Genomic DNA, 25,910 nt, shown 5'->3' with positions numbered 1-25,910 from the left:
TCACCGGCCCTCCCACCAGGAACTCGGGGAGAAGATCCGGGACCGCACTGCGCCGGCTGGGGTCGTGGCAGTGTGGAACATCTGAGGCACCCTAGTGGGGCCTGTGGGATTTCGTAAAACCCTCAACTCGATTCCTCCTTATCGGTCTCGGGTACCCAGGATTCGCGGAAGTCGACATCCGGGCGCACGCAGTCGCCCTATTGCCGATCTGTCCGTTATCGCACTGCTCATCCCGCTTAAAGCACGCATAACGCCCGCGGGCGACTCCGGGGATATGCCCGATTCGGTGGAATATGTTCCGCAGTAATTCAGCCGTCGGATTCTGTTGATTTCCTTGTGCGTACGCCAAGGGGAAACTGCGGGAAAACCGGGAAAGACATGCGTGGGGCATGTGTGCACCGCATGTGCGCCGATGGAAACGATCAAGCCGAATTCCGACCCCCGCCGGACACCCCCACGGCCCCGCCGACGTGCACTGCTCATGCGCCCCAAGGCCACAGGCCCCTCGCGCCCCCGCGCGCGCATGGCCGACGATGCGTCACCGACCGCATACAGGAGCCGTGTTGGTGGCACGATGGTTCTGGCGGGGGGTGTGTGGGGCTGAGCCCCCCGGGCCGGGAGAGCGGACCGACCTAGGGTGTGATCAGTGTGGCCATTTCGCTGTCAGTGGTGCTGTTGTTGGCGATCGTTCTCGTCGTGCTGATGCGCGGCGGCTCGATCAAGGCAGGGCCCGCCATAGTGGCGGTGCTCTTCGGCTTCTTCCTGGCCTCGACGGGAATGGCCCCCGCCATCAACAACTTCCTCAACTCCGTCGCGGACAGCATCAGCGCGATCAATTTCTGAGGCGGCGGCCGGGGACGCGAAAAAGCCCCCGGCCCGGTCCACGCGGAGTGGATCCGGGCCGGAGGCCTTTGTCGAGAGCGGGCGACGGGAATCGAACCCGCGTAGCTAGTTTGGAAGACTAGGGCTCTACCATTGAGCTACGCCCGCACGGCTCGCACCGCAGGTCGGTGACAGCGGCACGGTGGCATCGTAGCGGGTCCGGGGCCCCGCCCGCACACCCCATTACCGAGCCCCTCCGGTGCGCCCTCGATGCGCCCTCCGATGCGCCCCGCAATGCGGGAGCCGCACCGCCTGCGGGCATGTACCCTACGTGTCGCACCGACGGGGTGTGGCGCAGCTTGGTAGCGCGTCCGCTTTGGGAGCGGAAGGCCGTGGGTTCAAATCCCGCCACCCCGACCAGCGTTGTCGCGGCGTCGTGCGGGCCGCTGCGGATCACCGTAGGGCCCAGTTCAAGATCGCATTGTGGGCGGGCTCCGGCGTGCCGTTACTATGCAAGCTGCATGCCCGTGTGTCTCTCAAGCCGGGCAGAACCCAAGAAGTCAGCCCCCAAGGAGACCGAACCGTGAAGAGCGCCGTGGAGACCCTGAACCCGACCCGGGTTCGGCTCAGCATCGAGGTGCCCTTCGAGGAGCTCAAGGACAGCCTCGACGCGGCGTACAAGAAGATCAACCAGCAGGTCACGGTGAAGGGCTTCCGCAAGGGCAAGATCCCGGCCCGCGTCATCGACCAGCGCTTCGGCCGCGGTGCGGTCCTCGAGGAGGCCGTCAACGACGCGCTCCCGAAGTTCTACACCGAGGCGGTCAACGAGGCCGAGCTCAACGTCCTCGGCCAGCCCGAGGTCGACATCACGGAGCTGAAGGACGGCGAGACGCTGAACTTCACCGCCGAGGTCGACGTCCGCCCGACCATCGAGATCCCGGACTACTCCGGCATCGAGGTCGAGGTCGACGCCGTCGAGGTCACCGACGAGGACGTCGACAAGTCGGTCGAGCAGCTGCGCGACCGCTTCGCCTCGACGAACCCGGTCGAGCGCGCCGCCGAGGACGGCGACGTCGTGACGATCGACCTGGAGGCCAAGGTCGAGGGCGAGGTCCTCGAGGACGGCGTCGCCTCCGGCGTCTCCTACACCATCGGTTCCGGCGAGCTGCTCGACGGCATCGACGAGGCCGTGAAGGGCCTGGAGGCCGGTGGCGAGGCCACCTTCACCTCCGAGCTCAAGGGCGGTTCCGCCGAGGGCAAGGAGGCCGAGGTCACCGTCAAGGTCACCCAGGTCGCCGCCCGTGAACTCCCGGCCCTGGACGACGAGTTCGCCCAGCTCGCCTCCGAGTTCGACACCCTCGACGAGCTGAAGGCCGACAGCCGCAAGCGCCTCGAGAACATGAAGCAGTACGACCAGGCCACGCAGGCCCAGGAGCGCGTCCTGGAGAAGCTGCTCGAGCTGGTCGAGGTCCCCGTTCCCGAGAAGCTGCTCGAGGACGAGGTCAACACCCGCAAGCACAACCTCGAGCACCACCAGCTCGGCCAGATGGGCCTGGACATCGAGAAGTACCTCGAGATCCAGGGCAAGACGGTCGAGGAGTTCGACGCCGAGACGCGCGAGCAGGCCGTCAAGGGCATCAAGACGCAGTTCGTCCTCGACGAGCTCGTCAACAAGGAGAAGCTGAACGTGAACCAGGAGGAGCTCACCGAGCACCTCATGCGTCGCGCCGCCTCCTCCGGCATGTCCCCCGACCAGTTCGCCCAGGCCGTCGTCGAGGGCGGCCAGGTCCCGATGCTGGTCGGCGAGGTCGCCCGCGGCAAGGCCCTTGCCGTGGTCGTCGAGGCCGCCACCGTCAAGGACACGAACGGTGAGGTCGTCGACCTGGAGGACGATGAGGAGGAGACGACGGAGGAGGCCACCGAGGCCGCCGCCGACGCCACCGAGTCCGTCGAGTCCGCCGAGGACAAGACCGAGGCCTGAGCCTCGCAGCAGTACCTGTGACAGGCCCCCGGAACTTCGGTTCCGGGGGCCTGTCGTGCCCCGCAGGGGCGCGGGGAACGGCGCGAGCGACCACGGACCACTCGCACCCGCCGACCGGCACCGCGAGGCAGACGCGTCCGCGGGTCCCGCCACGAGCGGAGCGACCTGCGCTCACAGCGAACAGTTCCTTCTGCGGGATTCCCCGGAGGGACCCGCGCGTTAGGGTCCATGAAGAGGCGGGCAGGGGAGTCCCGAGCGAGGCCCCCGCCCCCAGCTAGAGACGCGAGACGGCGCGTAGCCGTCAGAGACGAGCAGGTGGATACGTGACGATTCAGATGCCTTCCGCCGCCGGCGAGCCGTCCATCGGTGGTGGCCTCGGCGACCATGTCTACAACCGGCTGCTCGGCGAGCGAATCGTCTTCCTCGGCCAGCAGGTCGACGACGACATCGCCAACAAGATCACCGCGCAGATGCTCCTCCTGGCCGCAGACCCGGACAAGGACATCTACCTCTACATCAACAGCCCCGGTGGCTCGGTGACGGCCGGCATGGCGATCTACGACACCATGCAGTACATCCCGAACGACGTCGTCACCATCGGCATGGGCATGGCCGCCTCCATGGGCCAGTTCCTGCTCACCGGCGGCACCGCGGGCAAGCGCTTCGCGCTCCCGAACACCGACATCCTGATGCACCAGGGCTCCGCCGGCATCGGCGGCACGGCCTCCGACGTCAAGATCCAGGCCGAGTACCTGCTGCGCACGAAGCAGCGCATGGCGAGGATCACGGCCCAGCACTCCGGCCAGACCGTCGAGACGATCATCCGTGACGGCGACCGCGACCGCTGGTACACCGCTGAGGAGGCCAAGGACTACGGCCTCATCGACGAGATCATCACTGCCGCTACGGGTGTTCCGGGCGGCGGCGGCACCGGCGCCTGATCCCCGCGATCAGCGTCGGCCTGCCCCAAGCCCACTGCTTCCTTCACCAGGACGGAACACCGCCATCATGAACAACATCCCCGGCAGCGGCCTCTACACGGGCCCGCAGGTCGACAACCGCTACGTGATCCCGCGCTTCGTCGAGCGCACCTCGCAGGGCGTGCGCGAGTACGACCCGTACGCGAAGCTCTTCGAGGAGCGCGTGATCTTCCTCGGCGTGCAGATCGACGACGCGTCGGCCAACGACGTCATGGCGCAGCTGCTGTGCCTGGAGTCGATGGACCCGGACCGCGACATCTCCATCTACATCAACAGCCCCGGCGGCTCGTTCACGGCCCTCACGGCCATCTACGACACGATGCAGTTCGTGAAGCCGGACATCCAGACGGTCTGCATGGGCCAGGCGTCCTCCGCGGCCGCCGTGCTCCTCGCCGCCGGCACCCCGGGCAAGCGCATGGCCCTGCCGAACGCCCGCGTGCTGATCCACCAGCCCTCCGGCGGCACCGGCCGTGAGCAGCTCTCCGACCTGGAGATCGCGGCGAACGAGATCCTCCGGATGCGTACGCAGCTGGAAGAGATGCTGGCCAAGCACTCGACGACGCCGATCGAGAAGATCCGCGACGACATCGAGCGCGACAAGATCCTGACGGCCGAGGACGCCCTGGCGTACGGCCTCGTCGACCAGATCATCTCGACGCGCAAGATGAACAACGAGGCGATCGCGTAACGGCTCGCTGTATCGTCTGCCATCCCTTGGCACGGTTCACGTCAAAGTGAACCGTGCCAAGGGGGGCCCGAACGGGGGGCCCGGCAAGGTACCGTCGGATACAGGCACCAGGAGCCGCTGAACGTGGCGTCTCCCAGGCGAAGGGGAAGCACCTCGTGGCACGCATCGGTGACGGCGGCGATCTGCTCAAGTGCTCGTTCTGCGGAAAGAGCCAGAAGCAGGTCAAGAAGCTCATCGCAGGCCCCGGTGTATACATCTGCGACGAGTGCATCGACCTCTGCAACGAGATCATCGAGGAAGAACTCGCGGAGACGAGCGAAGTGCGTTGGGAAGAACTTCCCAAGCCGCGCGAGATCTACGAGTTCCTCGAGGGCTACGTCGTGGGCCAGGAGGCCGCCAAGAAGGCGCTCTCCGTGGCGGTCTACAACCACTACAAGCGCGTCCAGGCCGGCGAGAACGGCGGCGCGAGCGGCCGTGACGACGCCATCGAACTGGCGAAGTCCAACATCCTGCTGCTCGGCCCCACCGGCTCGGGCAAGACGCTCCTCGCCCAGACGCTGGCGCGGATGCTGAACGTCCCGTTCGCCATCGCCGACGCGACGGCGCTCACGGAAGCGGGCTACGTCGGCGAGGACGTCGAGAACATCCTGCTGAAGCTGATCCAGGCGGCCGACTACGACGTCAAGAAGGCCGAGACCGGGATCATCTACATCGACGAGATCGACAAGGTCGCCCGCAAGAGCGAGAACCCGTCGATCACGCGCGACGTCAGCGGCGAAGGCGTGCAGCAGGCCCTCCTGAAGATCCTCGAGGGGACCACGGCGTCGGTCCCGCCGCAGGGCGGCCGCAAGCACCCGCACCAGGAGTTCATCCAGATCGACACGACGAACGTGCTGTTCATCGTGGGCGGCGCGTTCGCCGGACTGGAGAAGATCATCGAGTCGCGGGCGGGCGCCAAGGGCATCGGCTTCGGCGCGACGATCCACTCCAAGCGCGAGCTGGAGGAGAAGGACCAGTTCCAGGAGGTCATGCCGGAGGACCTGGTGAAGTTCGGGATGATCCCCGAGTTCATCGGCCGTCTCCCCGTCATCACCTCGGTCCACAACCTCGACCGCGAGGCGCTCCTGCAGATCCTCGTCGAGCCGCGCAACGCCCTGGTGAAGCAGTACCAGCGCCTCTTCGAACTCGACGGCGTGGAGCTGGACTTCGAGCGCGAGGCCCTGGAGGCCATCGCCGACCAGGCGATCCTGCGCCGCACCGGCGCCCGCGGCCTGCGCGCGATCATGGAGGAAGTCCTCCAGTCGGTGATGTACGAGGTCCCGTCCCGCAAGGACGTGGCGCGCGTGGTCATCACCGCGGAAGCCGTTCACTCGAACGTGAACCCGACGCTGATCCCGCGGGACGCGCGCGGCGGCGGCAGCGGCGAGCAGAAGTCGGCGTAGCCGCGGAGCGGTCGACACGACGTGAGAGGGGCCCCGGTCGGACATCCGACCGGGGCCCCTCTCGTGCGCTGCGATCCGGGCGTCAGGCCTTGACGCGGACCTCGGCGCGGAACTTCTTCGTGGTCTCCGAAGCCGTCTTCAGGTCCGGGCTCTTGCCGGCCATCATGTCGGCGATCTCGACCGGCGCGACGAGCGCGACGGTGCTGTGGTCGCCCCAGATGCAGACCGGCATGTGGACCTTCTTGGGCCCGGTGGACGTACCCGACGACGGGTCGGTGTTCTCGACCGTCATCTCCTGGCACTTCAGGATGTAGTCGTCCGTGCTGTAGTCGGTCGGGTCACCGACGAGCTCGGCCTTGGCGTCGTCGCTGTCGCCACCCTTCGCGGCCTCCAGCGCACCCTTGGAGAACATGCCGTCGACGACCGACTCCGGGTCCTCGATCTCTCCGTACGCGCCCTGGAACTGGAGCACCTTGCCCGCGAGCGGGTTGGAGGTGTCCTGGACCTGGTACGAGGCGTTGACCGGCTTGCCGTTCTTCAGGCCGTCCTTCTCGGCGTCCTTCATGTCCTGCTCGTCGAAGCCGTCGCCGTCGTCGGCGCCCTTCTTGTACTCGCCCAGGACCGTGGCCGGCGTCGTCAGCTTGTGCGCGCCGTCGTCCGCCACCGACGCGCCGCCGCCCCCGCCGAGCACGAAGTACGCGCCCACGCCGAGCGCCGCCACCACCGCGACCGCGGCGATGATGATGCCGGTCTTCTTCTTGCCGCCCCCCTGCGGCGGGGCCGGCGGGTACTGGCCGTACGCGTCCTGCTGCGGCTGGCCGTAGGGGCCGGGCTGCTGCGGCTGGCTGTAGCCGCCGGGCTGCTGGCCGTACGGGTTCGGCTGCTGCGGCGGGACGCCCTGCGGCGCCTGCTGCGGGTAGCCGTAGCCGGGCTGCGGGGCCTGGGGCTGCTGGCCGTACGGGCCCGGCTGCTGCGGCTGCTGGCCGTAGGGCCCGGGCTGCTGGGGCTGCTGGCCTCCGTAAGGGCCCGGCTGGTTGTAGCTCATTGGTGGGGTTCCCTCCCGATGCTTATGTGCTCCCGACATCCTGACGTACGCGCGTGCGGTTCGGGCCACCGGATTCGGTTTCAGTACAGCCTTGTGACCCCTCTAAACTGGCGGCGTGACCGAGAACTCTCAGCAGCAGAACCCAGCGCCCACCACCGAACTGCCGACCCAGTACGCGCCGGCCGAGGTAGAGGGGGCGCTGTATCAGCGCTGGGTGGACCGCGGCTACTTCACCGCTGACGCCAAGAGCGAGAAGGATCCGTACTCGATCGTCATCCCGCCGCCGAACGTCACGGGCGCGCTGCACCTGGGCCACGCGTTCCAGGTGACGCTGATGGACGCCCTCACGCGCCGCAAGCGCATGCAGGGCTTCGAGACGCTCTGGCTGCCGGGCATGGACCACGCCGGCATCGCCACGCAGAACAAGGTGGAGCAGCAGCTCGCCGAGGAGGGCAAGTCCCGGCACGACATCGGCCGCGAGGCCTTCGTCGAGAAGACCTGGCAGTGGAAGAACGAGTACGGCGGCCGGATCCTCGGCCAGCTGAAGCGGCTCGGCGCCGGTCTCGACTGGTCGCGTGAGCGGTTCACCATGGACGAGGGGCTGTCCCGCGCCGTCCAGAAGATCTTCAAGGACCTGTTCGACGACGGCCTGATCTACCGTGCCGAGCGCATCATCAACTGGTGCCCGCGCTGTCTGACGGCCATCTCGGACATCGAGGTGGACTACCAGGACGACGACGGCGAGCTGGTCTCGCTGAAGTACGGCGAGGGCGACGAGACCGTCGTCGTCGCGACCACCCGGGTCGAGACGATGCTCGGTGACACCGCGGTCGCCGTCCACCCGGACGACGAGCGGTACGCGCGCCTCATCGGCAAGCGGATCAAGCTGCCGCTGACCGACCGGACGATCCCCGTGGTCGCGGACACGCACGTCGACCCGGAGTTCGGGACCGGCGCGGTCAAGGTCACCCCGGCCCACGACCCGAACGACTTCGCGATCGGGCAGCGGCACGACCTGGAGACCCTGACGGTCATGGACGAGCGCGGTGTGATCACCGTGCCCGGTCCGTTCCAGGGCCTCGACCGCTTCGAGGCGCGGTCCGCGATCGTCGCCGCGCTGCGCGAGCAGGGCCGGGTGGTCTCCGAGAAGCGGCCGTACGTCCACTCCGTGGGCCACTGCTCCCGATGCAAGACCACCATCGAGCCGCGGCTCTCGCTGCAGTGGTGGGTCAAGGTCGAGACGCTCGCCCAGGCCGCCGGTGACGCGGTCCGCGACGGGCGGGTCGAGCTCCACCCGAAGGAGATGGAGCGCCGGTACTTCGACTGGGTCGACAACCTCAACGACTGGTGCATCTCGCGCCAGCTGTGGTGGGGCCACCGGATCCCCGTCTGGTACGGGCCGGAGGGCCAGGTCGTCTGCGTCGGTCCCGACGAGGAGGCGCCCGGCACCGAGGCCGAGGGCTGGACGCAGGACGAGGACGTCCTGGACACCTGGTTCTCGTCCGGCCTGTGGCCGTTCTCCACGCTCGGCTGGCCGGAGCAGACCGAGGACCTCGCGAAGTTCTATCCGACCTCGGTGCTCCTGACCGGGCACGACATCATCTTCTTCTGGGTCGTCCGGATGATGATGTTCGGGCTCTACTCGATGGACGGCGAGATCCCGTTCCAGACGGTCGCCCTGACCGGTCTGGTGCGCGACGAGTTCGGCAAGAAGATGTCGAAGTCGAACCCGAACGCGGTGGACCCCATCGACTGGATGGACGCCTACGGTTCGGACGCCGTCCGGTTCACGCTGGCCCGCGGCGCCAACCCGGGTGCGGACGTGCCGATCGGCGAGGACTGGGTCCAGGCCTCCCGGAACTTCGCCAACAAGATCTGGAACGCGACCCGCTTCGCGCTGATGAACGGCGCGACGATCGAGGGCCCGCTGCCGGAGCCGTCGCAGATGACGGCGACGGACCGGTGGATCCTGTCGCGGCTCAACAAGGTCGTGGCCGAGGTCGACGCGTACTACGACGACTACCAGTTCGCGAAGCTCTCCGACTCGCTCTACCACTTCGCGTGGGACGAGGTCTTCGACTGGTACGTCGAGCTGTCGAAGACGACGTTCATGGCGGGCGGCGAGCCGGCCAAGGTGTCGGGCCGGGTCCTCGGTGAGGTCCTGGACGTGACGCTGCGACTGCTGCACCCGGTCGTGCCGTTCGTGACGGAGACGCTGTGGACGACGCTGACCGGTGGTGAGTCCGTGGTCGTCGCCGACTGGCCGAAGGCTGTGTCGGTTCCTGGTGCTGACGCACCGGGCGGCTTCCGGGACGAGGCGGCCGAGAAGGAGATCGAGACGGTCCAGCAGGTCGTCGTCGAGGTCCGCCGCTTCAAGGCCGAGCAGGGGCTGAAGGCCGGGCAGCGCGTCCCGGCCCGGCTCACCCTGGACGGCACGGCGCTGGCCCCGCACGAGCCGGCGATCCGTCAGCTGCTCAAGCTGCAGCCGGAGGGCGAGGACTTCGCGGCCGCCGCGACGCTGCCCGTCGCCGGTGCCGAGGTGGCGCTGGACCTGTCGGGCGCGATCGACGTGGCCGCCGAGCGCAAGCGTCTGGCCAAGGACCTCGCCGCCGCCGAGAAGGACAAGGCGCAGGCCGAGGGCAAGCTGGGCAACGAGAAGTTCCTGAGCAAGGCCCCGGACCACGTGGTCGACGGCATCCGCGCGCGCCTCGCCAAGGCGGACGAGGACATCGCCCGCATCCAGGCGCAGCTGGAGCGACTGCCGCAGGCGTGACCCTCGTACGGGCATGACGAAGGCCCCCGGGACCGCAGGGTTCCGGGGGCCTTCGTGCGTGCGGCTACGCGGTGGGGCCGGGGCCGTCGTCCTTGCCGCGCAGCACCGGGACCAGGCTGCGCAGGGCGAGTCCCGCGGCGATCAGGGTGAGACAGCCGACGACCAGGGCGAGGATGGCCAGCGGGTTCGAGCCGGTGGCGGCGAGGGCTCCGGTGCCGCCGCCACCGAGTATCGCGGCGTCGGTGGGCTTTCCGTACATGGTGGATCAACTCCTGTGCGTGGGGCGTGAGTTCAGGTGGCGACCCAGCGGGCCTCGCGGCGCAGCGCCAGATCGACGAGGGAGCGGACGAAGACGGCCTGGCGGAAGACGTCGTAGAGCAGCTCCGGGATGAGTGGCGCGGCCAGCAGCGCGGCCCGCCAGCCGAGGCGGCGCACGGTCAGGGTGCGTTCGGCGACGAACAGCAGGGTGATCGCGGTCCAGAAGACGGAGAAGCCGCCCCAGCCCACGAGCGTCAGGTTCAGCACGGCGAACAGGGCGAACAGGGCGAGCGCCAGGGCGCCGGCGCCGAGCAGCATCTGCTGGCGGAAGTACGGCGCGGTGACCTTGGTCCAGCCGTAGTCGCGCAGGTTCTCCAGGGCGCCGCGCTGCCAGCGCAGCCGCTGGTGCCACAACTTGCCGATGGAGGGCATCACTTCGGTGACCAGCCAGCAGCCGTCGGGGGAGACCGTGCGGTGGCCGAGCGTCTTGACCGCCTTGGTCATCTCGTCGTCCTCGGTGAGCGAGGCCAGCGAGTAGTAGCCGTCACCGCCGCCGATCGTCCCGGCGAGCCGGGCGTCGCGGACCTGGCGCAACACGTCGGCGCGGAACAGGGTGCCGGTGCCGGTGAGGACCACGGCCTCGTTCTTCTTGCGGCGGATCTCCAGTGCGTAGCGCTGGTACTCCATCCGCTGGAGCATGCCGAGCACGCCGCTGCCCTGTTCGCCGTAGAAGATGCCGCCGACCGCGCCGACCGTCCCGTCCTCGTCGAAGGCCTCGACGGCGCAGCGCACGAAGTCCGGGTTGAGGACGGTGTCGGCGTCCTGCACGAGGACGTACGCGTCGTCGTCCAGGTCCGCGAGCAGGGGCGCGAGAGCCTGGTTGAGTGCGCCGGCCTTCTTGTCCCTGTTGTCGGTGGGGAGGAAGACCTCGGCGCCGCAGTACTCGGCGATGCGGGCCGTCCTGTCGGAGCAGTTGTCGGCGACGACCACGATGCGGTCGGGGCGCCGGGTCTGCCGGTACAGGCCGGCCAGGGTGGCGACGATGCGGTCCTGTTCGTCGTGGGCGGGTATCAGGGCGACGAGTGTCATGGAAGAGCTGTCCCTTGCTCTGTCGTCGAAGCGTCGCAGGCAGGTCTTCCTGCGACACCGACGACTGTGGGACGGCAGGGTGGTGGGACCGTGGCACGCGGGTTGCGCGACGGTTGCTGAGGGCGGCGCGGGACGGAAAGGGCCCTTCGGCCCGGGTCCTAGGGCCGGGTCCGGCCGGGCGGAAGGTACCGGTAGCCGACGCCGCGGACGGTTTCCACGGGGGCGGGCCGGCCGGTGGCCCGCTCGATGCTGCGGCGCAGGCGCAGCACCGTGTACTTGACCTTCGACGGGTCCCCGTCCGGCCGGGTCCGCCAGGCCCGGTCGATGAGCTGCTGCGGGCTGAGCACCTGTCCGGCGTTGTAGGCGAGCGCGAACAGCAGGTCGAACTCCAGCGGGGTGAGGGGGACGAAGGTGCCGTCGAGCGAGGCTTCCCGGGTGGCGACGTCGAGGCTGAGGCAGCCGTCGTTGAGCAGCTGGTGCGTCGGTTCGGCGGGCCGGGCCCGGCGCAGTCGCGCCAGGATCAGCGCCTTGGCCAGGGGCCGGGGCATGTCGAGCCACAGCAGATCGTCGGCGCCCGCCCGGAGCGCCCGCAGGGCGATCCGCTCCCGGTAGCTGCGGTCGAGTGCCATGACGCGCAGGTCCTCGCTCAGGGCGCGGACCTGTTGCAGCACCTCCCACGGACCCGGGTCGCGCACCCGCAGGCTGAGCAGCATCAGATCCGGCCGGTACTTGTAGAGGTCGCGCAGGGCGTCCCGGCCGGTGTGCACGAGGTGGTACGTGAAGTGCTCGTCCTGCAGTTGCTGGAGGATCTCAGGGGGAGCGTCGGGCGGCGTCGCCACCAGCAGCAGCGGCAGGGCCCGTCTCCCGGGCGTGCCGTGGGTCATGCGACGCGCAGCCCGAGCCGGACCAGCTCCGCCTCCGCCAGCGCGTCCAGGGTCGCCGGGTCGCCCTCCCGCCAGCTCTCGGCGAGGCTGCCCGGGGTGCTGTCGGGGAGCGTGTCGGCGGTGCGGCCGACCTCGTCGAGGGGGCGCAGCAGGGCACGCAGGGCGAGGAGTTCACGGCCGTCCTCGGTGGCCGCGAGGTCCCGGGCGGCGGCGGCCTGCCGGACCCAGCGCAGCCGTCGCGGCAGCCACAGCAGGAGCAGCAGCCCCACGGGTACGACGAACAGGGCGACGGCCGCGAGGAGGGCCAGTGCCCGGGCGGGGCCCGCCCCGGGCGGCGCGGCGCTCGCGAGCCGGTCGCCGGCCAGGGCGACGTCGTGCAGCGTGCCGTTCATCCGCGGTCCGAGCAGCGGGATCCGGGGCCGGGGGTGGGGCGCGGGACGGGCCTCGAAGGAGATGAGCCGGTGCGCGACGACGGCGGCCGCGGCCCAGCCCGCGGTCCACAGCAGGACGGCTCCGTCGCCGAGGAGCTGCCGGGCGCGGCGGCCGGGGTGATGTGCGTACCACATGCTCCGATTGGACCCCCGGAGTCCCCGGACGGGGTGGTCACCGCGCCGGACGGCCGAGCGGGTTACGGCGGATGGACGCGCGCGACCGGCGGGCCGGGCGGGCCGCGCCGCGAACTGCGGCCGGGCCGGGCCGCGTTGACGGCCGGGGCCGCGCCCGGCCTTCCGGCGGCGGCCCGGCCCGGGAGCGGGGACCGGCGCGCCGGGGCGCCCGCCGTCACCCGATCAGGCCCCGAGCCGCCCGAACCGGGCACGGGGCCTTGGATGATGGACCCCATGCACGACCAGGCCGGCACACGGGCGATCCGCCGGGCGACGGCCGCGGGCCGTCGTCTGGGGCGCTGGTGGCCGCGGATGGAGCGCTGGCGCGGCACCCCGCACGCCGTCGACCTGGCCACGGCCGGCGGCTGCTTCGCCCTGATGAGTCTGGACATCCCGGGCCTCGCCAAGGCGGACAACTCCCTCAACGGCACGATGGCCACGATCGTGCTCGCCCTCGGCGCCGCGACGCTGCTGCTGCGCCGCCGGGTGCCGTGGGGCCCCTGGCTCCCGTACGCGGTCGCCCTCGTGTTCCTGGGCTGGCTGCACGAGCTGACCCTGATCCAGTTCGCGCTGTACTCCGTGGCCCGCTACCGGAGCCGCACCGCGGGCGTCCTCGCGTGCGCCGGATATCTCGTCGTGTGCGGCGTCTCGTACGCGCTCCCCGACTGGCCGGCCCACCGCGGCGAGACGGTCAGCCAGTTCCTCGGTCTCGTCGTGCCGGTCGGCGTGCTCGCCACCGGCGTCGGCATCGCCGCGAACCGGCGCGACCTCGTCCAGGCACTGGAGCGCCAGCGCACCGAGACCGCGCTGCTCCAGGCCGTGCAGGAGGAGCGCAGCAGCGTCGCGGGGGACGTGCACGACTTCGTGGGCCGCGAGCTGACCATGCTCGCGGTGCGTGCGGAGGTGCTGTCGCGGCGGGCCCGCGGCGAGCCCTGGGAGCGGGACTTCGACGAGCTGTCGGAGACGGCCCGCCGGGCGCACCTGCTGCTGAACGAGATCGTCGTGCGCCGCGGCAGCGGAGGCGGCGCCCCGACCCCCGGCCTGGAGGCCCTGCCCCGGCTCGCGCGGGAGAGCGGCGGCGCGGGCAACGAGGTGCGGGTGCACGTCGACGCCGCCGCCCACGACCAGTCCCCGCTGCGCCAGGCCGCCGTCTACCGGGTCGTCCAGGAGTGCCTGACGAACGCGGCCAAGCACGCCCCCGGGCAGCCGGTCGAGATCACGGTCGGGCTGACCGCGGACCGCCTCCGCGTCACGGTCGCCAACCCCCTCCCGGACACCGCCCCCGGCCTCGCCCCGGTCTCCGCGGGGACCGGTACGGCGGGGATGGCGGAGCGGGTGCACGCGATGGGCGGCACGTTCCGGGCGGGCGAGCGGGACGGCACGTACGAGGTGGAGGCGGAACTGCCGAGGTCCGGCGGCGGGTGAACCGGGCCCCTCGGGGCCCGGCGGGGGAGCGGGCTACGCCGCGGTCAGCATCCGCTGCAGGTCGTCGAACTCGTCCACGCACTTCCCGCAGCCGAGCGCGACGCTGTCCAGCGGATCGTCCGCCACGAACACCGGGATCCCGGTGGCGGACGCCATCCGCAGGTCGAGGCCCGGCAGCAGCGCGCCCCCGCCGGTCAGCACGATCCCGTGCTCCATGACGTCGCCCGACAGCTCCGGCGGGCACTCCTCCAGCGTCGCCCGCACCGCCGAGATGATCGCCTCGACCGGCTCGTCGAGCGCGGCCCGCACCTCGCGCACCGTCAGCTCGACGGTCCTGGGCAGCCCCGCGACCTTCTCCCGGCCCCGCACGGTGAACGACCGCATCTCGAAGGCGTCCTCACCCGGCACGGGCCACGCGGACCCGATCGCGACCTTCACGTGCTCGGCGGTCCGCTCCCCGATCAGCAGCCCGTGCTCCTTGCGCACGAAGTCGGTGATCGCCTCGTCGAGCCGGTCGCCGCCCACCCGCAGCGACTGCGACGTGACGACGCCGCCCAGTGAGATGACGGCCACCTCGCTCGTGCCGCCGCCGATGTCCACGACCATCGACCCGCGCGGCTCCGCCACCGGAAGGCCCGCCCCGATCGCCGCCGCCATCGGCTCCTCGATCAGGTGCACGGCCCGGGCCCCGGACCGCTGGGCGGCGTGCACGATGGCGCGCCGCTCGACCGGGGTGACGCCGCTGGGCACGCAGACGACCATCCGGGTGCGGGGCCGCCGGCCCGGCACGGCCTTGCGCACGAAGTGCCGGATCATCTCCTCGGCCGCCTCGTAGTCGCTGATGACGCCGTCGCGCAGCGGCCGGATCGCGGTGATCGACCCCGGGGTCCGCCCGATGGTCTCCTTCGCCTCGCTGCCCACGGCCAGCACGCCGCCCCGGCCGCCCTCCTTGACGGCCACGACCGACGGCTCGTTCAGCACGATGCCCTGACCGCGCACGTAGAGAAGGGTGTTGGCGGTGCCGAGATCGATGCCTATGTCCATGATCGCCAAGTTTGCAGGGCGATGCTGTGATCCGGGGGGCCCAAGGTCCCGAAACGGACGGGTCCAAGGTCCTGAACCGGCGCGGCGGGTGGTGTCCGCGCCGCTGTCGGTGCGGCTCCGTAGACTGGCGTACGTGAGTGACCTCCCCCCGCGCGACAGCAGCGACGACCACGCCCCCTTCGACGACGACGGCGCAGACGCCTTCGAGGAGATCGTGGGTGCCGAGACGACCCGCGATCCCGACCTCGCGGTGATCGAGGCGGGCAGCCGCACCCTGCGCACGCAGGGCGGGGCGCCGCAGGGCGACGGCATCCCGGCGCGCCCGCAGGACCCGGAGGTGGTGAAGGCGCTGCGCGAGGTGGAGGCCGACCTCGCCACGCGCTGGGGCGAGACGAAGCTGGAGCCGTCCGTCGCCCGCATCGCGGCCCTGATGGACGTCCTGGGCGAGCCGCAGAAGGCATACCCCTCGATCCACATCACGGGGACGAACGGGAAGACGTCCACGGCCCGCATGATCGAGGCGCTCCTCGGCGCCTTCGAGCTGCGCACCGGGCGGTACACGTCGCCGCACGTCCAGTCGATCACCGAGCGCATCAGCCTGGACGGCGCGCCGATCGGGCACGAGCGCTTCGTCGAGACGTACAACGACATCAAGCCGTACGTCGAGATGGTCGACGCCCAGCAGGAGTACCGGCTCTCGTTCTTCGAGGTGCTGACCGGCATGGCGTACGCGGCCTTCGCCGACGCCCCGGTCGACGTGGCGGTCGTCGAGGTCGGCATGGGCGGCAGCTGGGACGCGACGAACGTGATCGACGGATCGGTCGCGGTCATCACCCCCATCGACCTCGACCACACCGACCGGCTCGGTTCCACGCCCGGCGAGATCGCGGGCGAGAAGTCCGGGATCATCAAGCAGGGCGCCACGGTGATCATGGCGCAGCAGCCGGTCGACGCGGCGCAGGTGATCCTGAAGAAGGCCGTCGAGACGGACGCGACCGTGGCCCGCGAGGGCCTGGAGTTCGGCGTCGTCTCGCGCCAGGTCGCCGTCGGCGGCCAGCTCATGACGCTGCGCGGCCTGGGCGGTGAGTACGAGGAGGTCTTCCTCCCGCTGCACGGCGCGCACCAGGCGCACAACGCGGCGGTGGCGCTCGCCGCGGTCGAGGCGTTCTTCGGCGTCGGCGCGGAGCGGGTGGAGCCGCTCGACATCGACACGGTCCGCAAGGCGTTCGCCGCGGCCACCTCGCCCGGCCGCCTCGAAGTGATCCGCCGGTCGCCCACCGTCGTCCTGGACGCCGCGCACAACCCGGCGGGTGCCCGGGTCACCGCCGAGGCGATCAGCGAGGTCTTCGACTTCAGCCGGCTCATCGGCGTCGTCGGCGCGAGCGCCGACAAGAACGTGCGGGGGGTGCTGGAGGCCTTCGAGCCGATCTTCGCCGAGGTCGTGGTCACGCAGAACTCCAGCCACCGCGCCATGGACGCCGACGAGCTGGCGGGCATCGCCGTCGAGGTCTTCGGCGAGGACCGGGTGCAGGTCGAGCCGCGGCTCGACGACGCGCTGGAGGCCGCGATCACGCTCGCCGAGGAAGAGGGCGAGTTCGCGGGCGGGGGTGTGCTCGTCACCGGATCCGTGATCACGGTCGGCGAGGCCAGGCTGTTGCTGGGGAAGGGCTGATCGCTGTGCGTACGTTGTGTTCCTCGACCCTGATCGGGGAGTTCTTCATCATCGGCTTCGCCGGTCTCGTGGCGATGAAGGACCCCGATCTGTCGAGCGGTGTGGTGTGGACGGTGTGCGGCATCGCGATGCTGCTCAGCGTGCTGCTGTGCGGGATGGTGACGCGGCCGGGCGGGGTCCAGCTCGGCTGGGCGCTGCAGGGTGCGCTCGTCGTGAGCGGGTTCTTCGTCCCGCTCATGTTCTTCCTGGGGGCGTGCTTCGCGGCGCTGTGGTGGGCCTCGGTGCACTTCGGGCGCAAGGTCGACGAGGCGAAGGCCCGCTGGGCGGAGCAGGGGTCCAGCGCCGCTTGAGGGTGGGCGCGCGGTCGGGTGCGGGTCTCGTCGTGGTTGCTCGCGCAGTTCCCCGCGCCCCTGAAGGCGTGCGCTGGCGCGCAGCCTTCCCCCGGCCCCACGCGCCCGCAGACCCCCAGAACCTCGCCCCTACGGCGAGTGGCCCCGGTGACCCCCTGTAACCTCAGGGACCCGCACACCTAGGCCGCACAAGGAGTCCAGCCAAAATGACCCAGCGCACGCTCGTCCTGCTCAAGCCCGACGCCGTCCGCCGCGGCCTGATCGGCGAGATCATCGGCCGCATCGAGCGCAAGGCCGGCTGGACGATCAGCGCGCTCGAACTGCGCGGCCTGAGCCAGGAGACGCTGGAGCAGCACTACGGCGAGCACCAGGGCAAGCCGTTCTACGAGCCGCTGGTGGCGTTCATGTCGTCCGGCCCGGTCGTCGCCCTGGTCGTCGAGGGCGAGCGCGTCATCGAGGGCGTCCGCCAGCTCGCGGGCCCGACCGACCCGATCGCCGCCGCTCCCGGCAGCATCCGCGGCGACTTCGGCGTCATCGTCCGCGAGAACCTGATCCACGCCTCGGACTCCGAGGAGTCGGCCGAGCGCGAGCTGAAGATCTTCTTCCCGGGCCTGGCGTAAGTTTCTTTTCTGACGTCGCGTCAGTCACGCACGGCGACCGACCAGGGGCGGCCCGAGAAATTGGGCCGCTCTTTGGCATATGCGCCCCGATTGGGGGAACGGGACCCTCCGTCGGCACGTCCCCATTAGCGGGGCGGGGATTCATCTGCTGACAATGGCGAAGACCCTCGCGCCGTGATCGTGCAGGCGAGACTACGATGGAAGCCTCCACGCCACACGCGTCCACCTCTCGCCTACCTGACAAGCAATCAGAAGCTCCACTTGGGAAGGCCAGACGAATCCTGATGGGGAACTCAATGTCGTTCATCGGCCGTGACATGGCTGTCGACCTCGGGACCGCCAACACGCTGGTGTACGTCAGGGGTCGCGGGATCGTACTCAACGAGCCGTCCGTGGTCGCGATCAACACCAACACCGGTGGCATTCTCGCGGTCGGTGCCGAAGCCAAGAAGATGATCGGGCGGACCCCCGGCAACATCGTTGCCGTGCGTCCCCTGAAGGACGGCGTGATCGCCGACTTCGAGATCACCGAGCGCATGCTCCGCTACTTCATCCTGAAGATCCACAAGCGGCGCTACCTCGCTCGGCCTCGTGTGGTGGTGTGCGTGCCGTCGGGCATCACGGGAGTCGAGCGCCGCGCGGTCATCGAGGCCTCCTCGCAGGCCGGTGCCCGCCAGGTGCACATCATCGAGGAGCCCATGGCCGCGGCCATCGGCTCCGGCCTCCCGGTCCACGAGGCCACCGGAAACATGGTGGTCGACATCGGCGGCGGCACCACCGAGGTCGCGGTGATCTCGCTCGGCGGAATCGTCACGGCGCAGTCCATCCGCGTCGCGGGCGACGAGCTGGACAACGCGATCATTCAGCACATCAAGAAGGAGTACTCGCTGCTTCTTGGTGAGCGGACCGCAGAACAGATCAAGATCACGATCGGCTCCGCGTACGACCTCGACTCCGACGAGCACACCGAGATCCGAGGCCGGGACCTGGTGTCCGGCCTCCCGAAGACCGTCGTCATCTCGGCGGCCGAAGTCCGCAAGGCGATCGAGGAACCGGTCAACGCGATCGTCGACGCCGTCAAGACCACCCTCGACAAGTGCCCGCCCGAGCTCTCCGGTGACGTGATGGACCGCGGCATCGTGCTCACCGGCGGCGGTGCGCTGCTGCGCGGCCTCGACGAGCGGCTGCGCCGCGAGACGGGCATGCCGATCCACATCGCGGAGGACCCGCTGGACTCCGTGGCGCTCGGCTCCGGCAAGTGCGTCGAGGAGTTCGAGGCGCTCCAGCAGGTGCTGGACGCCCAGCCGCGCAGATGAGGTGACGCGAAAACGTCCGCCGTACGAGTGCCTGCCACTTCGTGCGGCGGATCGTTGATATAGAGGCAAGGCATAGAAATCCTCCGTACCCAGCTCTGCACGAAGCTCCACACGAAGCTCCGCAGTAACGATTGAGGAAGGCACGGCCGCCGCACGTGAGGGACACACGAGAGAGCCGGCTGCTCCTGGTGCTGCTGATCGCCATCGCGTTCGCACTGATCACGGTGGACATCCGCGGCGGCGAGGACTCGCCGGTCGACGGTGCCCGACAGGCCGCCGCGACGGTCTTCGGCCCGGTGGAGAACGGCGTCTCGGGCGCCGTCGACCCGATCGGCAACGCCATAAGCGCGGTCCGCGACTCCGGCAAGCGGCACGACCGCATCGGCCAGCTGGAGCGGGAGAACGCCGCGCTGAAGGCGAAGCTCGGCAGCGACGACCGCAACCAGAGCAAGATCCGCCAGCTCGACTCCATGCTGAAGACGGCGGGCGCCGGCCAGTACGGCATCAAGGGCGCCCAGGTCATCGCCATAGGGTCCGCACAGGGCTTCTCCTGGACCGTCACCATCGACGCGGGGGCCAGCGACGGCCTCAAGCGCGACATGACCGTCCTGAACGGACAGGGGCTCGTCGGCCGCGTCACGACCGTCGGCCCGAACACCGCGACGGTGCTGCTCGCCAACGACCCCGACTTCACCGTCGGCACCCGCATGGAGAAGACCGACGAACTCGGCTTCGCCTCCGGCCAGGGCGACCGGCCGCTGCGCGTCCAGCTGCTCAACGGCAAGGCGAAGGTCAAGAAGGGCGACCGGCTCGTCACGTTCGGCTCGCAGGCCGACAAGCCGTTCGTACCCGGCGTCCCGGTCGGCAAGGTCGTCCGCGTCGACCCGTCCGGCGGCGACCTGACCCGCACCATCTACGTCGAGCCGTACGTCGGCTTCACCAAGCTGGACATCGTCGGCGTCGTCGTCCAGGCCCCGCGCACCGACCCGCGCGACGAGGTCCTGCCGGCCAAGCCCGCCAAGCCGAAGCCCGCGCCGACCGTGACGGTCACCGCCACGCCGTCCGCGCCCGCCGGCGGCGGTGTCGACAACGGCTACGAGCAGTAGCAGGAGGAGCAAGAAACCATGCGCTTCAACCGAATGCTGCTCTCCACCACCCTCGTCGTCGTCGCCCTGGTCATCCAGGTCTGCGTCCTCGCGAGGCTCCAGCTCCCCGGCGCCGTACCGGACCTGCTGCTGCTGACCGTCCTCGGCCTGGCCCTGGTCTACGGCCACGTGGGCGGCGCCCTCATCGGCTTCGGCGCGGGCCTGCTCGCCGACCTCGCCCCGCCCGCCGACCACGCCGCCGGGCGCTACGCCCTGGTCCTGTGCGTCATCGGCTACCTGGCCGGACTCGCCAAGCCCGACAACGGGCAGCTGCGCTCCGCCGCGGGACCGATGCTCGTGGTCGTCGCCGCCGCCGTCGGCACGACCCTGCTGTACGCCGGCGTGGGCGCGCTCGTCGGCGACACCGCCGCCCGCCACGTGGGCCTCGGCAGCCTCCTGTTCACCGCCGCGCTCTACGACCTGCTGCTCGCGCCGTTCGTCGTGCCCGGCGTGATGGCCCTCGCCAGACGCGCCGAGAACGATCCGCTGGCCGACAGCTCCGGCGGCTCGGCCAAGGCCACCGACGTCTCCGCCGGCTGGCTCTCCGCCGGCACGGGCCTGCGCATCGGCAACCAGCGCAGCGGACTGCGGATGAAGTCGATCAAGGCGCGCACCGCCCGCGCGGGGCGGATCAAGGGGGTCAAGCGCCTGTGAGCACACGGCAGTTGACGCACAGCTTCGGCGTGTACAAGTACGCGTACCCGTACTCGTTCACGTACTGAGAGGGGGAGTACAACACCGTGACCAACATCCCCGAGACCGGCCGGACCCCACGGGTCCAGATCCGCCTCATCGTCCTCCAGATCCTCGTCCTCTCCCTGCTGCTCACGCTCGGCGGCCGGCTCTGGTACCTCCAGATCCGCAACGGCGACGAGTACGCCAAGGAGGCCTCGGGCAACCACGTGCAGCAGGTCGTCACCCCCGCCGTGCGCGGCTCGATCCTCGACGCCCGCGGCGTGCCCATCGCGGACAACGAGACCCGGCTCGTGGTCTCCGCCTCCCGTACCGACCTGATGAAGATGGAGGACGACGGCAAGGGCGTCCTCACCAAGCTCGCCGGTGTCCTCGGGATGGCGCCCAAGGAGGTCGAGGAGAAGGTCCGGCTGTGCGACGCCAAGACGCCGCAGCCCTGCTGGAACGGCTCGCCGTACCAGCCCATCCCGATCACCGACGAGGCCACCCCCAAGCAGGCGCTGCAGATCCGCGAGCGCGGCGAGGACTTCCCCGGCATCACCGCCGAGCCCACCGCCGTCCGCCGCTACGCGGGCCCCGGCAACTCCAACACCGCGCAGGTCCTCGGCTACCTCTCCCCGGTCACCGACGCGGAGATCGAGAAGGCCAAGGACACCGAGTCGCCCTACCTCCGCTCCGACCAGGTCGGCCGCAGCGGCCTGGAGCGCACCTACGACCAGCAGCTGCGCGGCAAGGCCGGCGTCACCCGCTACGAGGTCGACAACCTCGGCCGGGTCATCGGCCGCGCCAAGAGCGACAAGGCCGAGCCCGGGGCGAACGTCGTCACGTCGATAGACGCACGCGTCCAGTCCGTCGCCGAGTACGAGCTCAACGAGGCGATGAAGGCCGCCCGCCACGAGTTCGACAAGAACACCAACGAGAACTACAAGGCCGACTCCGGCGCCGTCGTCGTCATGGAGGCCAAGACCGGCCGCGTCGTCGCCATGGCGTCCAACCCGTCGTACGACCCGAACGCCTGGGTCGGCGGCATCTCCGGCAAGGACTACGCCAAGCTCACCGGCAAGAACTCCAACTACCCGCTGCTCAACCGCGCCATCCAGGGCCAGGCGGCCCCCGGCTCGATCTTCAAGGTCGTCCCGACGACGGCCGCGGTCAACGCGGGCTACCCCTTCAACGGCAACTACGACTGCTCCAGCTCGTACTCGATCGGCAGCCAGGTCTTCAAGAACTTCGAGTCCAAGGGCTACGGGCCGATCTCGCTCGGCCGCGCCCTGGAGGTCTCCTGCGACACCGTCTTCTACCGCCTCGCCCACGAGGAGTGGAAGAAGGACGGCGGCCTCAAGGGCCACAAGGACACCCAGGACTGGTTCTACAAGACCGCCAAGCAGTTCGGCCTCGGCAAGGAGACCGGCATCGACCTCCCCAACGAGGTCACCGGCCGGATCCCCGACCGCCAGTGGAAGCAGCGGTTCTGGAAGGCCAACAAGGACGCCTGGTGCAAGGCCGGCAAGAAGGACGGCGACTACGTCCAGCGGCTCAGCTACGAGAACTGCCTCGAAGGCAACCTCATGCGCGCCGGTGACGCGGTCAACTACTCCATCGGCCAGGGCGACACCCTCGTCACCCCCATCCAGATGGCGTCCATCTACGCCGCGATCTCCAACGGCGGCACGCTGCACGCCCCCGAGGTCGGCAAGGCCATCGTCAGCGCCGACGGCAAGCAGGTCCAGGAGATCGAGCCGAAGGTGAACGGCAAGCTCCCGATGACCGCCAAGACGCGCGACGAGATAGACGGAGCACTGGCGGGAGTGGCGACCCGCGGTACGGCGGCCTGGCGCTTCGGCGGCTGGCCCCAGGACAAGATCCCGATGCACGCCAAGACCGGTACGGCGGAGGTCTACGGCAAGCAGACGACGTCCTGGTTCGCGACGTACACCAAGGACTACTCGATCGTCATGACGATCTCCCAGGGTGGTACGGGTTCCGGCGCGTCAGGACCGGCGGTCCGCAAGATCTACGACGCCATCTACGGCCTCGACAGCAGCGGCAAGCAGGACCTGAAGAAGGCGCTGCTGCCCGAGCCGCAGAAGGCGCTGCCGAAGATCGAGTCGGACGGTTCGATCGACTCCCCGAAGATCAAGCCGTACGAGCCGAACAAGGAAGAGCCGCCCGCACAGCAGGAGTTGGCGGCCGGGCTGCCCACCTCCACGTTCACGAGGAGGGACTGACCGACGATGGCCGGCACCAATGGCTTCTCCGTCTCCGGGTACGGGCCCCAGCAGCGCTCCACCATGTCCCGGCTCATGGCCCGCGACTCGGTGGTGCGCCGGCTCGACTGGCCGATACTGCTGTCGGCGGTCGCGCTGTCGATGATCGGCGCCGCGCTCGTCTACTCGGCGACCCGCAACCGGACCGAGCTCAACCAGGGCGACCCGTACTACTTCCTGTTCCGGCACCTGCTGAACACCGGCATCGGATTCGCGCTGATGATCGGCACGATCTGGCTGGGGCACCGCACGCTGCGGACGGCCGTCCCGATCCTCTACGGCATCTCCGTCTTCCTGGTGCTGCTCGTCCTCACCCCGCTCGGCGCCACCGTGAACGGCGCGCACGCCTGGATCATCATCGGCGGCGGCTTCTCGCTGCAGCCCTCCGAGTTCGTGAAGATCACGATCATCCTGGGCATGGCGATGCTGCTCGCGGCGCGGGTCGACGCCGGTGACCGGGAGTTCCCCGACCACCGGACCGTCATGCAGGCGCTCGGCCTCGCCGCCGTCCCGATGATGGTCGTCATGCTGATGCCGGACCTCGGCTCCGTCATGGTCATGGTGATGATCGTGCTCGGCGTGCTGCTCTCGTCGGGCGCGTCCAACCGGTGGGTCCTCGGACTCATCGGCGTCGGCGCGGCGGGCGCGGTCGCCGTGTGGCAGCTGGGGGTCCTCGACGACTACCAGATCGCCCGGTTCGCGGCGTTCGCCAACCCCGCACTCGACCCGGCGGGCGTCGGCTACAACACCAACCAGGCGCGCATCGCGATCGGCTCGGGCGGCCTGACCGGCTCCGGACTCTTCCACGGCTCGCAGACCACCGGGCAGTTCGTGCCCGAGCAGCAGACCGACTTCGTGTTCACGGTGGCCGGCGAGGAACTCGGCTTCGTGGGCGCGGGCGCGATCGTGCTGCTCCTCGGCATCCTGCTGTGGCGGGCGTGCCGGATCGCGCGCGAGACGACGGAGCTGTACGGCACGATCGTCGCCGCCGGGATCATCGCCTGGTTCGCGTTCCAGGCGTTCGAGAACATCGGGATGACGCTCGGCATCATGCCGGTCGCGGGCCTGCCCCTGCCCTTCGTCTCGTACGGAGGATCGTCGATGTTCGCCGTGTGGGTGGCGGTGGGGCTGTTGCAGTCGATCCGGGTGCAGCGCCCCATGTCGGCGTAGGCGAGTCAAGCCCCTGCGGCGATTGAGCAGCGGGGTCCGGGGCGGAGCCCCGTGGCCTTGGCGGCGGTCCTGGTGGCGTCTAGATTCAGGCTATGGCGGAGACCAAGCGCGAGATCGAGCGGAAGTACGACGCCCCTGCCGAGCCCTTCCGGCTGCCCGACCTGCGCAAGGTCCCGGGAGTCTCGGACGTCATCGACAAAGGCGTCATGGAACTCGACGCCGTGTACTACGACACCGACGACCAGCGCCTCGCCGCCGACGGGATCACCCTGCGGCGGCGCACGGGCGGCGACGACGCGGGCTGGCACCTGAAGCTGCCCGTCGCCCTCGCCGAGGGTGTCAGGGACGAGGTGCGGGCCCCGCTCTCACCGGACGTGCCCCGCACCCTCGCCGGACTCACCCGCTCCCGGGTCCGCGCGGCCGAACTCGTCCCCGTCGTACGGCTGTTGTCCTCGCGCGACGTCTCCCATCTGACCGGCGCCGACGGCGCGCTGCTCGCCGAGGTGAGCGTGGACGCCGTCCGCGCCGAGCGGGCCGACGGGGCGCGCGCCGTCGCCTGGACCGAGATCGAGGTCGAGCTGGCGGACGGCGGCGACCCGGAGTTCCTCGGCAAGGTCGAGAAGCGGCTCCGCAAGGCCGGCATCGAGCGGTCGGGATCCGCGTCGAAGCTGGCGCGCGCCCTGGACGCGACCGGGTCGGGCCGGCGCGGGAAGAAGACCGCGGGCCCGTCGGCCCCCGTCACCGCGGGCGACCACGTCCTCGCCCACCTCAGGGCCCAGCGCGACCTCCTGGTCGAGCTCGACCCGGCCGTCCGCCGCGACCTGCCGGACTCCGTGCACCAGATGCGGGTGGCCACGCGGCGCATGCGCAGCGCGTTCAAGACGTACAAGAAGGTCCTCGACCCGGCCGCCACCGGACCGGTCGGCGAGGAGCTGAAGTGGCTCGCCGGGGAGCTGGGCGTCGACCGGGACCGCGAGGTGATGACCGAGCGGCTCACCGGACGCATCGAGGAGCTGCCCCGCACCCTGCTGCTCGGGCCCGTCCGCGGCCGGCTGCGGATCTGGGCGGTGGCCACGCGGCACGGCTCGCGCCGGCACACGGTCGCCGTGCTCGACGGCAAGCGGTACCTGGCCCTGCTCGACGGCCTCGACGCACTGCTCGCCGACCCGCCCCTGAAGGCGGCCGCCGACCGCCCCGCCACCGACGTGCTCACCAAGGCCGCCCTCAAGGACCACGCCCGCCTCGCCGCCCGCGTCGAGCACGCCCTGTCCCTGGCCCCGGGCCCCGACCGCGACCTCGCCCTGCACGAGGCCCGCAAGACCGCCAAGCGCGCCCGGTACGCGGGCGAGACGGCCGTCCCCGCCCTGGGCAAGGACGCAAAGCAGTTCGCCCGGCGGATGAAGGACGTCCAGACGGTGCTCGGCGACCACCAGGACAGCGTGGTCGCGCGCGAGGTGCTGCGCGATCTGGCGGTGCAGGCGTACGCGGCGGGGGAGAGCGCGTTCACCTGGGGCCTGCTGTACGGGCAGGAACAGGCGGCCGCCGCGGACCGCGAGCGGGAGCTGCCGGAGGTGTGGGCCCGTGCGGCGGAGGCGGGTCTCGGGGCGGGTTAGGCTTGAGGGTCATCCCTGTCAGCTCACA

The 25,910-nt window shown here is 70.3% G+C and carries 22 protein-coding genes and 2 tRNA genes; 17 read left to right on the top strand and 7 right to left on the bottom strand.

What is annotated here, in order from left to right:
* Nucleotides 1-648: 648 nt before the first annotated feature.
* Complete coding sequence (locus tag M4J07_RS13865) at nt 649-843, top strand: hypothetical protein (RefSeq protein ID WP_255971564.1); 195 nt, start codon at nt 649-651, stop codon at nt 841-843.
* A gap of 76 nt (nt 844-919) precedes the next feature.
* On the opposite strand, the gene M4J07_RS13860 is transcribed toward M4J07_RS13865, so the two are convergent.
* Nucleotides 920-990, bottom strand: a tRNA-Gly gene (locus tag M4J07_RS13860).
* A 175-nt stretch (nt 991-1,165) separates the two neighbouring features.
* Between M4J07_RS13860 and M4J07_RS13855 the strand changes: the two genes are divergently transcribed.
* The 5 genes from M4J07_RS13855 to clpX all read left to right on the top strand — a co-directional run bounded on the left by M4J07_RS13855 (nt 1,166) and on the right by clpX (nt 5,913).
* Nucleotides 1,166-1,242: transfer RNA gene (locus tag M4J07_RS13855), tRNA-Pro, on the top strand.
* A 163-nt stretch (nt 1,243-1,405) separates the two neighbouring features.
* Nucleotides 1,406-2,803: a trigger factor gene (gene tig, locus M4J07_RS13850; RefSeq protein WP_255971562.1), complete on the top strand. Its 1,398-nt coding sequence runs from the start codon at nt 1,406-1,408 to the stop codon at nt 2,801-2,803.
* Between the two features lie 335 nt (nt 2,804-3,138).
* Complete coding sequence (locus M4J07_RS13845) at nt 3,139-3,744, top strand: ATP-dependent Clp protease proteolytic subunit (RefSeq protein WP_255971568.1); 606 nt, start codon at nt 3,139-3,141, stop codon at nt 3,742-3,744.
* A 67-nt stretch (nt 3,745-3,811) separates the two neighbouring features.
* Nucleotides 3,812-4,471, top strand: coding sequence for an ATP-dependent Clp protease proteolytic subunit (locus M4J07_RS13840; protein WP_018531452.1), 660 nt, complete (start codon nt 3,812-3,814; stop codon nt 4,469-4,471).
* A gap of 155 nt (nt 4,472-4,626) precedes the next feature.
* Nucleotides 4,627-5,913, top strand: a complete 1,287-nt coding sequence (gene clpX / locus M4J07_RS13835) for an ATP-dependent Clp protease ATP-binding subunit ClpX (protein ID WP_255971558.1) — start codon at nt 4,627-4,629, stop codon at nt 5,911-5,913.
* Nucleotides 5,914-5,995: 82 nt separating this feature from the next.
* Here the strand turns inward: clpX and M4J07_RS13830 are convergent, their stop codons facing one another.
* Nucleotides 5,996-6,958: a hypothetical protein gene (locus M4J07_RS13830; RefSeq protein ID WP_255971556.1), complete on the bottom strand. Its 963-nt coding sequence runs from the start codon at nt 6,956-6,958 to the stop codon at nt 5,996-5,998.
* 115 nt (nt 6,959-7,073) lie between these two features.
* Here M4J07_RS13830 and M4J07_RS13825 point away from each other — a divergent pair, with 115 nt between their 5' ends.
* Entirely contained in the window at nt 7,074-9,731 is a 2,658-nt protein-coding gene (locus M4J07_RS13825; RefSeq protein ID WP_255971554.1) for a valine--tRNA ligase, read from the top strand.
* 64 nt (nt 9,732-9,795) lie between these two features.
* Here the strand turns inward: M4J07_RS13825 and M4J07_RS13820 are convergent, their stop codons facing one another.
* The 4 genes from M4J07_RS13820 to M4J07_RS13805 form a co-directional block, all read right to left on the bottom strand.
* Entirely contained in the window at nt 9,796-9,990 is a 195-nt protein-coding gene (locus tag M4J07_RS13820) for a hypothetical protein (protein WP_255971552.1), read from the bottom strand.
* Nucleotides 9,991-10,022: 32 nt separating this feature from the next.
* A complete protein-coding gene (locus M4J07_RS13815) occupies nt 10,023-11,078 on the bottom strand; it encodes a glycosyltransferase family 2 protein (RefSeq protein ID WP_255971550.1) in 1,056 nt (351 codons plus the stop codon).
* A gap of 158 nt (nt 11,079-11,236) precedes the next feature.
* Nucleotides 11,237-11,962: a response regulator transcription factor gene (locus M4J07_RS13810; protein WP_255971548.1), complete on the bottom strand. Its 726-nt coding sequence runs from the start codon at nt 11,960-11,962 to the stop codon at nt 11,237-11,239.
* Nucleotides 11,959-12,528: a hypothetical protein gene (locus M4J07_RS13805; RefSeq protein WP_255971546.1), complete on the bottom strand. Its 570-nt coding sequence runs from the start codon at nt 12,526-12,528 to the stop codon at nt 11,959-11,961. The genes M4J07_RS13810 and M4J07_RS13805 overlap by 4 nt, the downstream gene beginning before the upstream one ends.
* A gap of 273 nt (nt 12,529-12,801) precedes the next feature.
* On the opposite strand from M4J07_RS13805, the gene M4J07_RS13800 reads away from it, so the two are divergent.
* Complete coding sequence (locus M4J07_RS13800) at nt 12,802-13,992, top strand: sensor histidine kinase (RefSeq protein ID WP_255971544.1); 1,191 nt, start codon at nt 12,802-12,804, stop codon at nt 13,990-13,992.
* A 33-nt stretch (nt 13,993-14,025) separates the two neighbouring features.
* Here the strand turns inward: M4J07_RS13800 and M4J07_RS13795 are convergent, their stop codons facing one another.
* Entirely contained in the window at nt 14,026-15,036 is a 1,011-nt protein-coding gene (locus M4J07_RS13795; protein ID WP_255971542.1) for a rod shape-determining protein, read from the bottom strand.
* 133 nt (nt 15,037-15,169) lie between these two features.
* Between M4J07_RS13795 and folC the strand changes: the two genes are divergently transcribed.
* From folC to M4J07_RS13750, 9 genes are all read left to right on the top strand, one after another.
* Nucleotides 15,170-16,708 carry a bifunctional tetrahydrofolate synthase/dihydrofolate synthase gene (gene folC / locus M4J07_RS13790; protein WP_374215034.1) on the top strand — a complete coding sequence of 513 codons (1,539 nt, stop codon included), beginning with the start codon at nt 15,170-15,172 and terminating at the stop codon, nt 16,706-16,708.
* Between the two features lie 5 nt (nt 16,709-16,713).
* Nucleotides 16,714-17,058 (top strand): DUF4233 domain-containing protein, encoded by a 345-nt coding sequence (locus M4J07_RS13785; protein WP_255971540.1) that lies wholly within the window; start codon nt 16,714-16,716, stop codon nt 17,056-17,058.
* Nucleotides 17,059-17,264: 206 nt separating this feature from the next.
* Nucleotides 17,265-17,678 (top strand): nucleoside-diphosphate kinase, encoded by a 414-nt coding sequence (gene ndk / locus M4J07_RS13780; RefSeq protein ID WP_255971538.1) that lies wholly within the window; start codon nt 17,265-17,267, stop codon nt 17,676-17,678.
* 296 nt (nt 17,679-17,974) lie between these two features.
* The gene (locus M4J07_RS13775) at nt 17,975-18,994 is read left to right on the top strand and encodes a rod shape-determining protein (RefSeq protein WP_059131610.1); all 1,020 of its coding nucleotides are present in this window, start codon (nt 17,975-17,977) and stop codon (nt 18,992-18,994) included.
* Between the two features lie 155 nt (nt 18,995-19,149).
* Nucleotides 19,150-20,100, top strand: a complete 951-nt coding sequence (mreC, locus tag M4J07_RS13770; RefSeq protein WP_255971529.1) for a rod shape-determining protein MreC — start codon at nt 19,150-19,152, stop codon at nt 20,098-20,100.
* An 18-nt stretch (nt 20,101-20,118) separates the two neighbouring features.
* A complete protein-coding gene (mreD, locus tag M4J07_RS13765; RefSeq protein ID WP_255971527.1) occupies nt 20,119-20,793 on the top strand; it encodes a rod shape-determining protein MreD in 675 nt (224 codons plus the stop codon).
* A gap of 86 nt (nt 20,794-20,879) precedes the next feature.
* Nucleotides 20,880-23,060 carry a penicillin-binding protein 2 gene (gene mrdA / locus M4J07_RS13760; protein WP_255971525.1) on the top strand — a complete coding sequence of 727 codons (2,181 nt, stop codon included), beginning with the start codon at nt 20,880-20,882 and terminating at the stop codon, nt 23,058-23,060.
* 6 nt (nt 23,061-23,066) lie between these two features.
* Nucleotides 23,067-24,269, top strand: coding sequence for an FtsW/RodA/SpoVE family cell cycle protein (gene rodA / locus M4J07_RS13755; protein ID WP_255971523.1), 1,203 nt, complete (start codon nt 23,067-23,069; stop codon nt 24,267-24,269).
* A 92-nt stretch (nt 24,270-24,361) separates the two neighbouring features.
* The gene (locus M4J07_RS13750) at nt 24,362-25,882 is read left to right on the top strand and encodes a CYTH and CHAD domain-containing protein (RefSeq protein ID WP_255971521.1); all 1,521 of its coding nucleotides are present in this window, start codon (nt 24,362-24,364) and stop codon (nt 25,880-25,882) included.
* Nucleotides 25,883-25,910 lie beyond the last annotated feature (28 nt).

It is taken from the genome of Streptomyces longispororuber (assembly GCF_024448165.1).
GTDB classification, from domain to species: domain Bacteria; phylum Actinomycetota; class Actinomycetes; order Streptomycetales; family Streptomycetaceae; genus Streptomyces; species Streptomyces longispororuber_A.
This window is presented reverse-complemented; position numbering and strand designations above follow the sequence as displayed.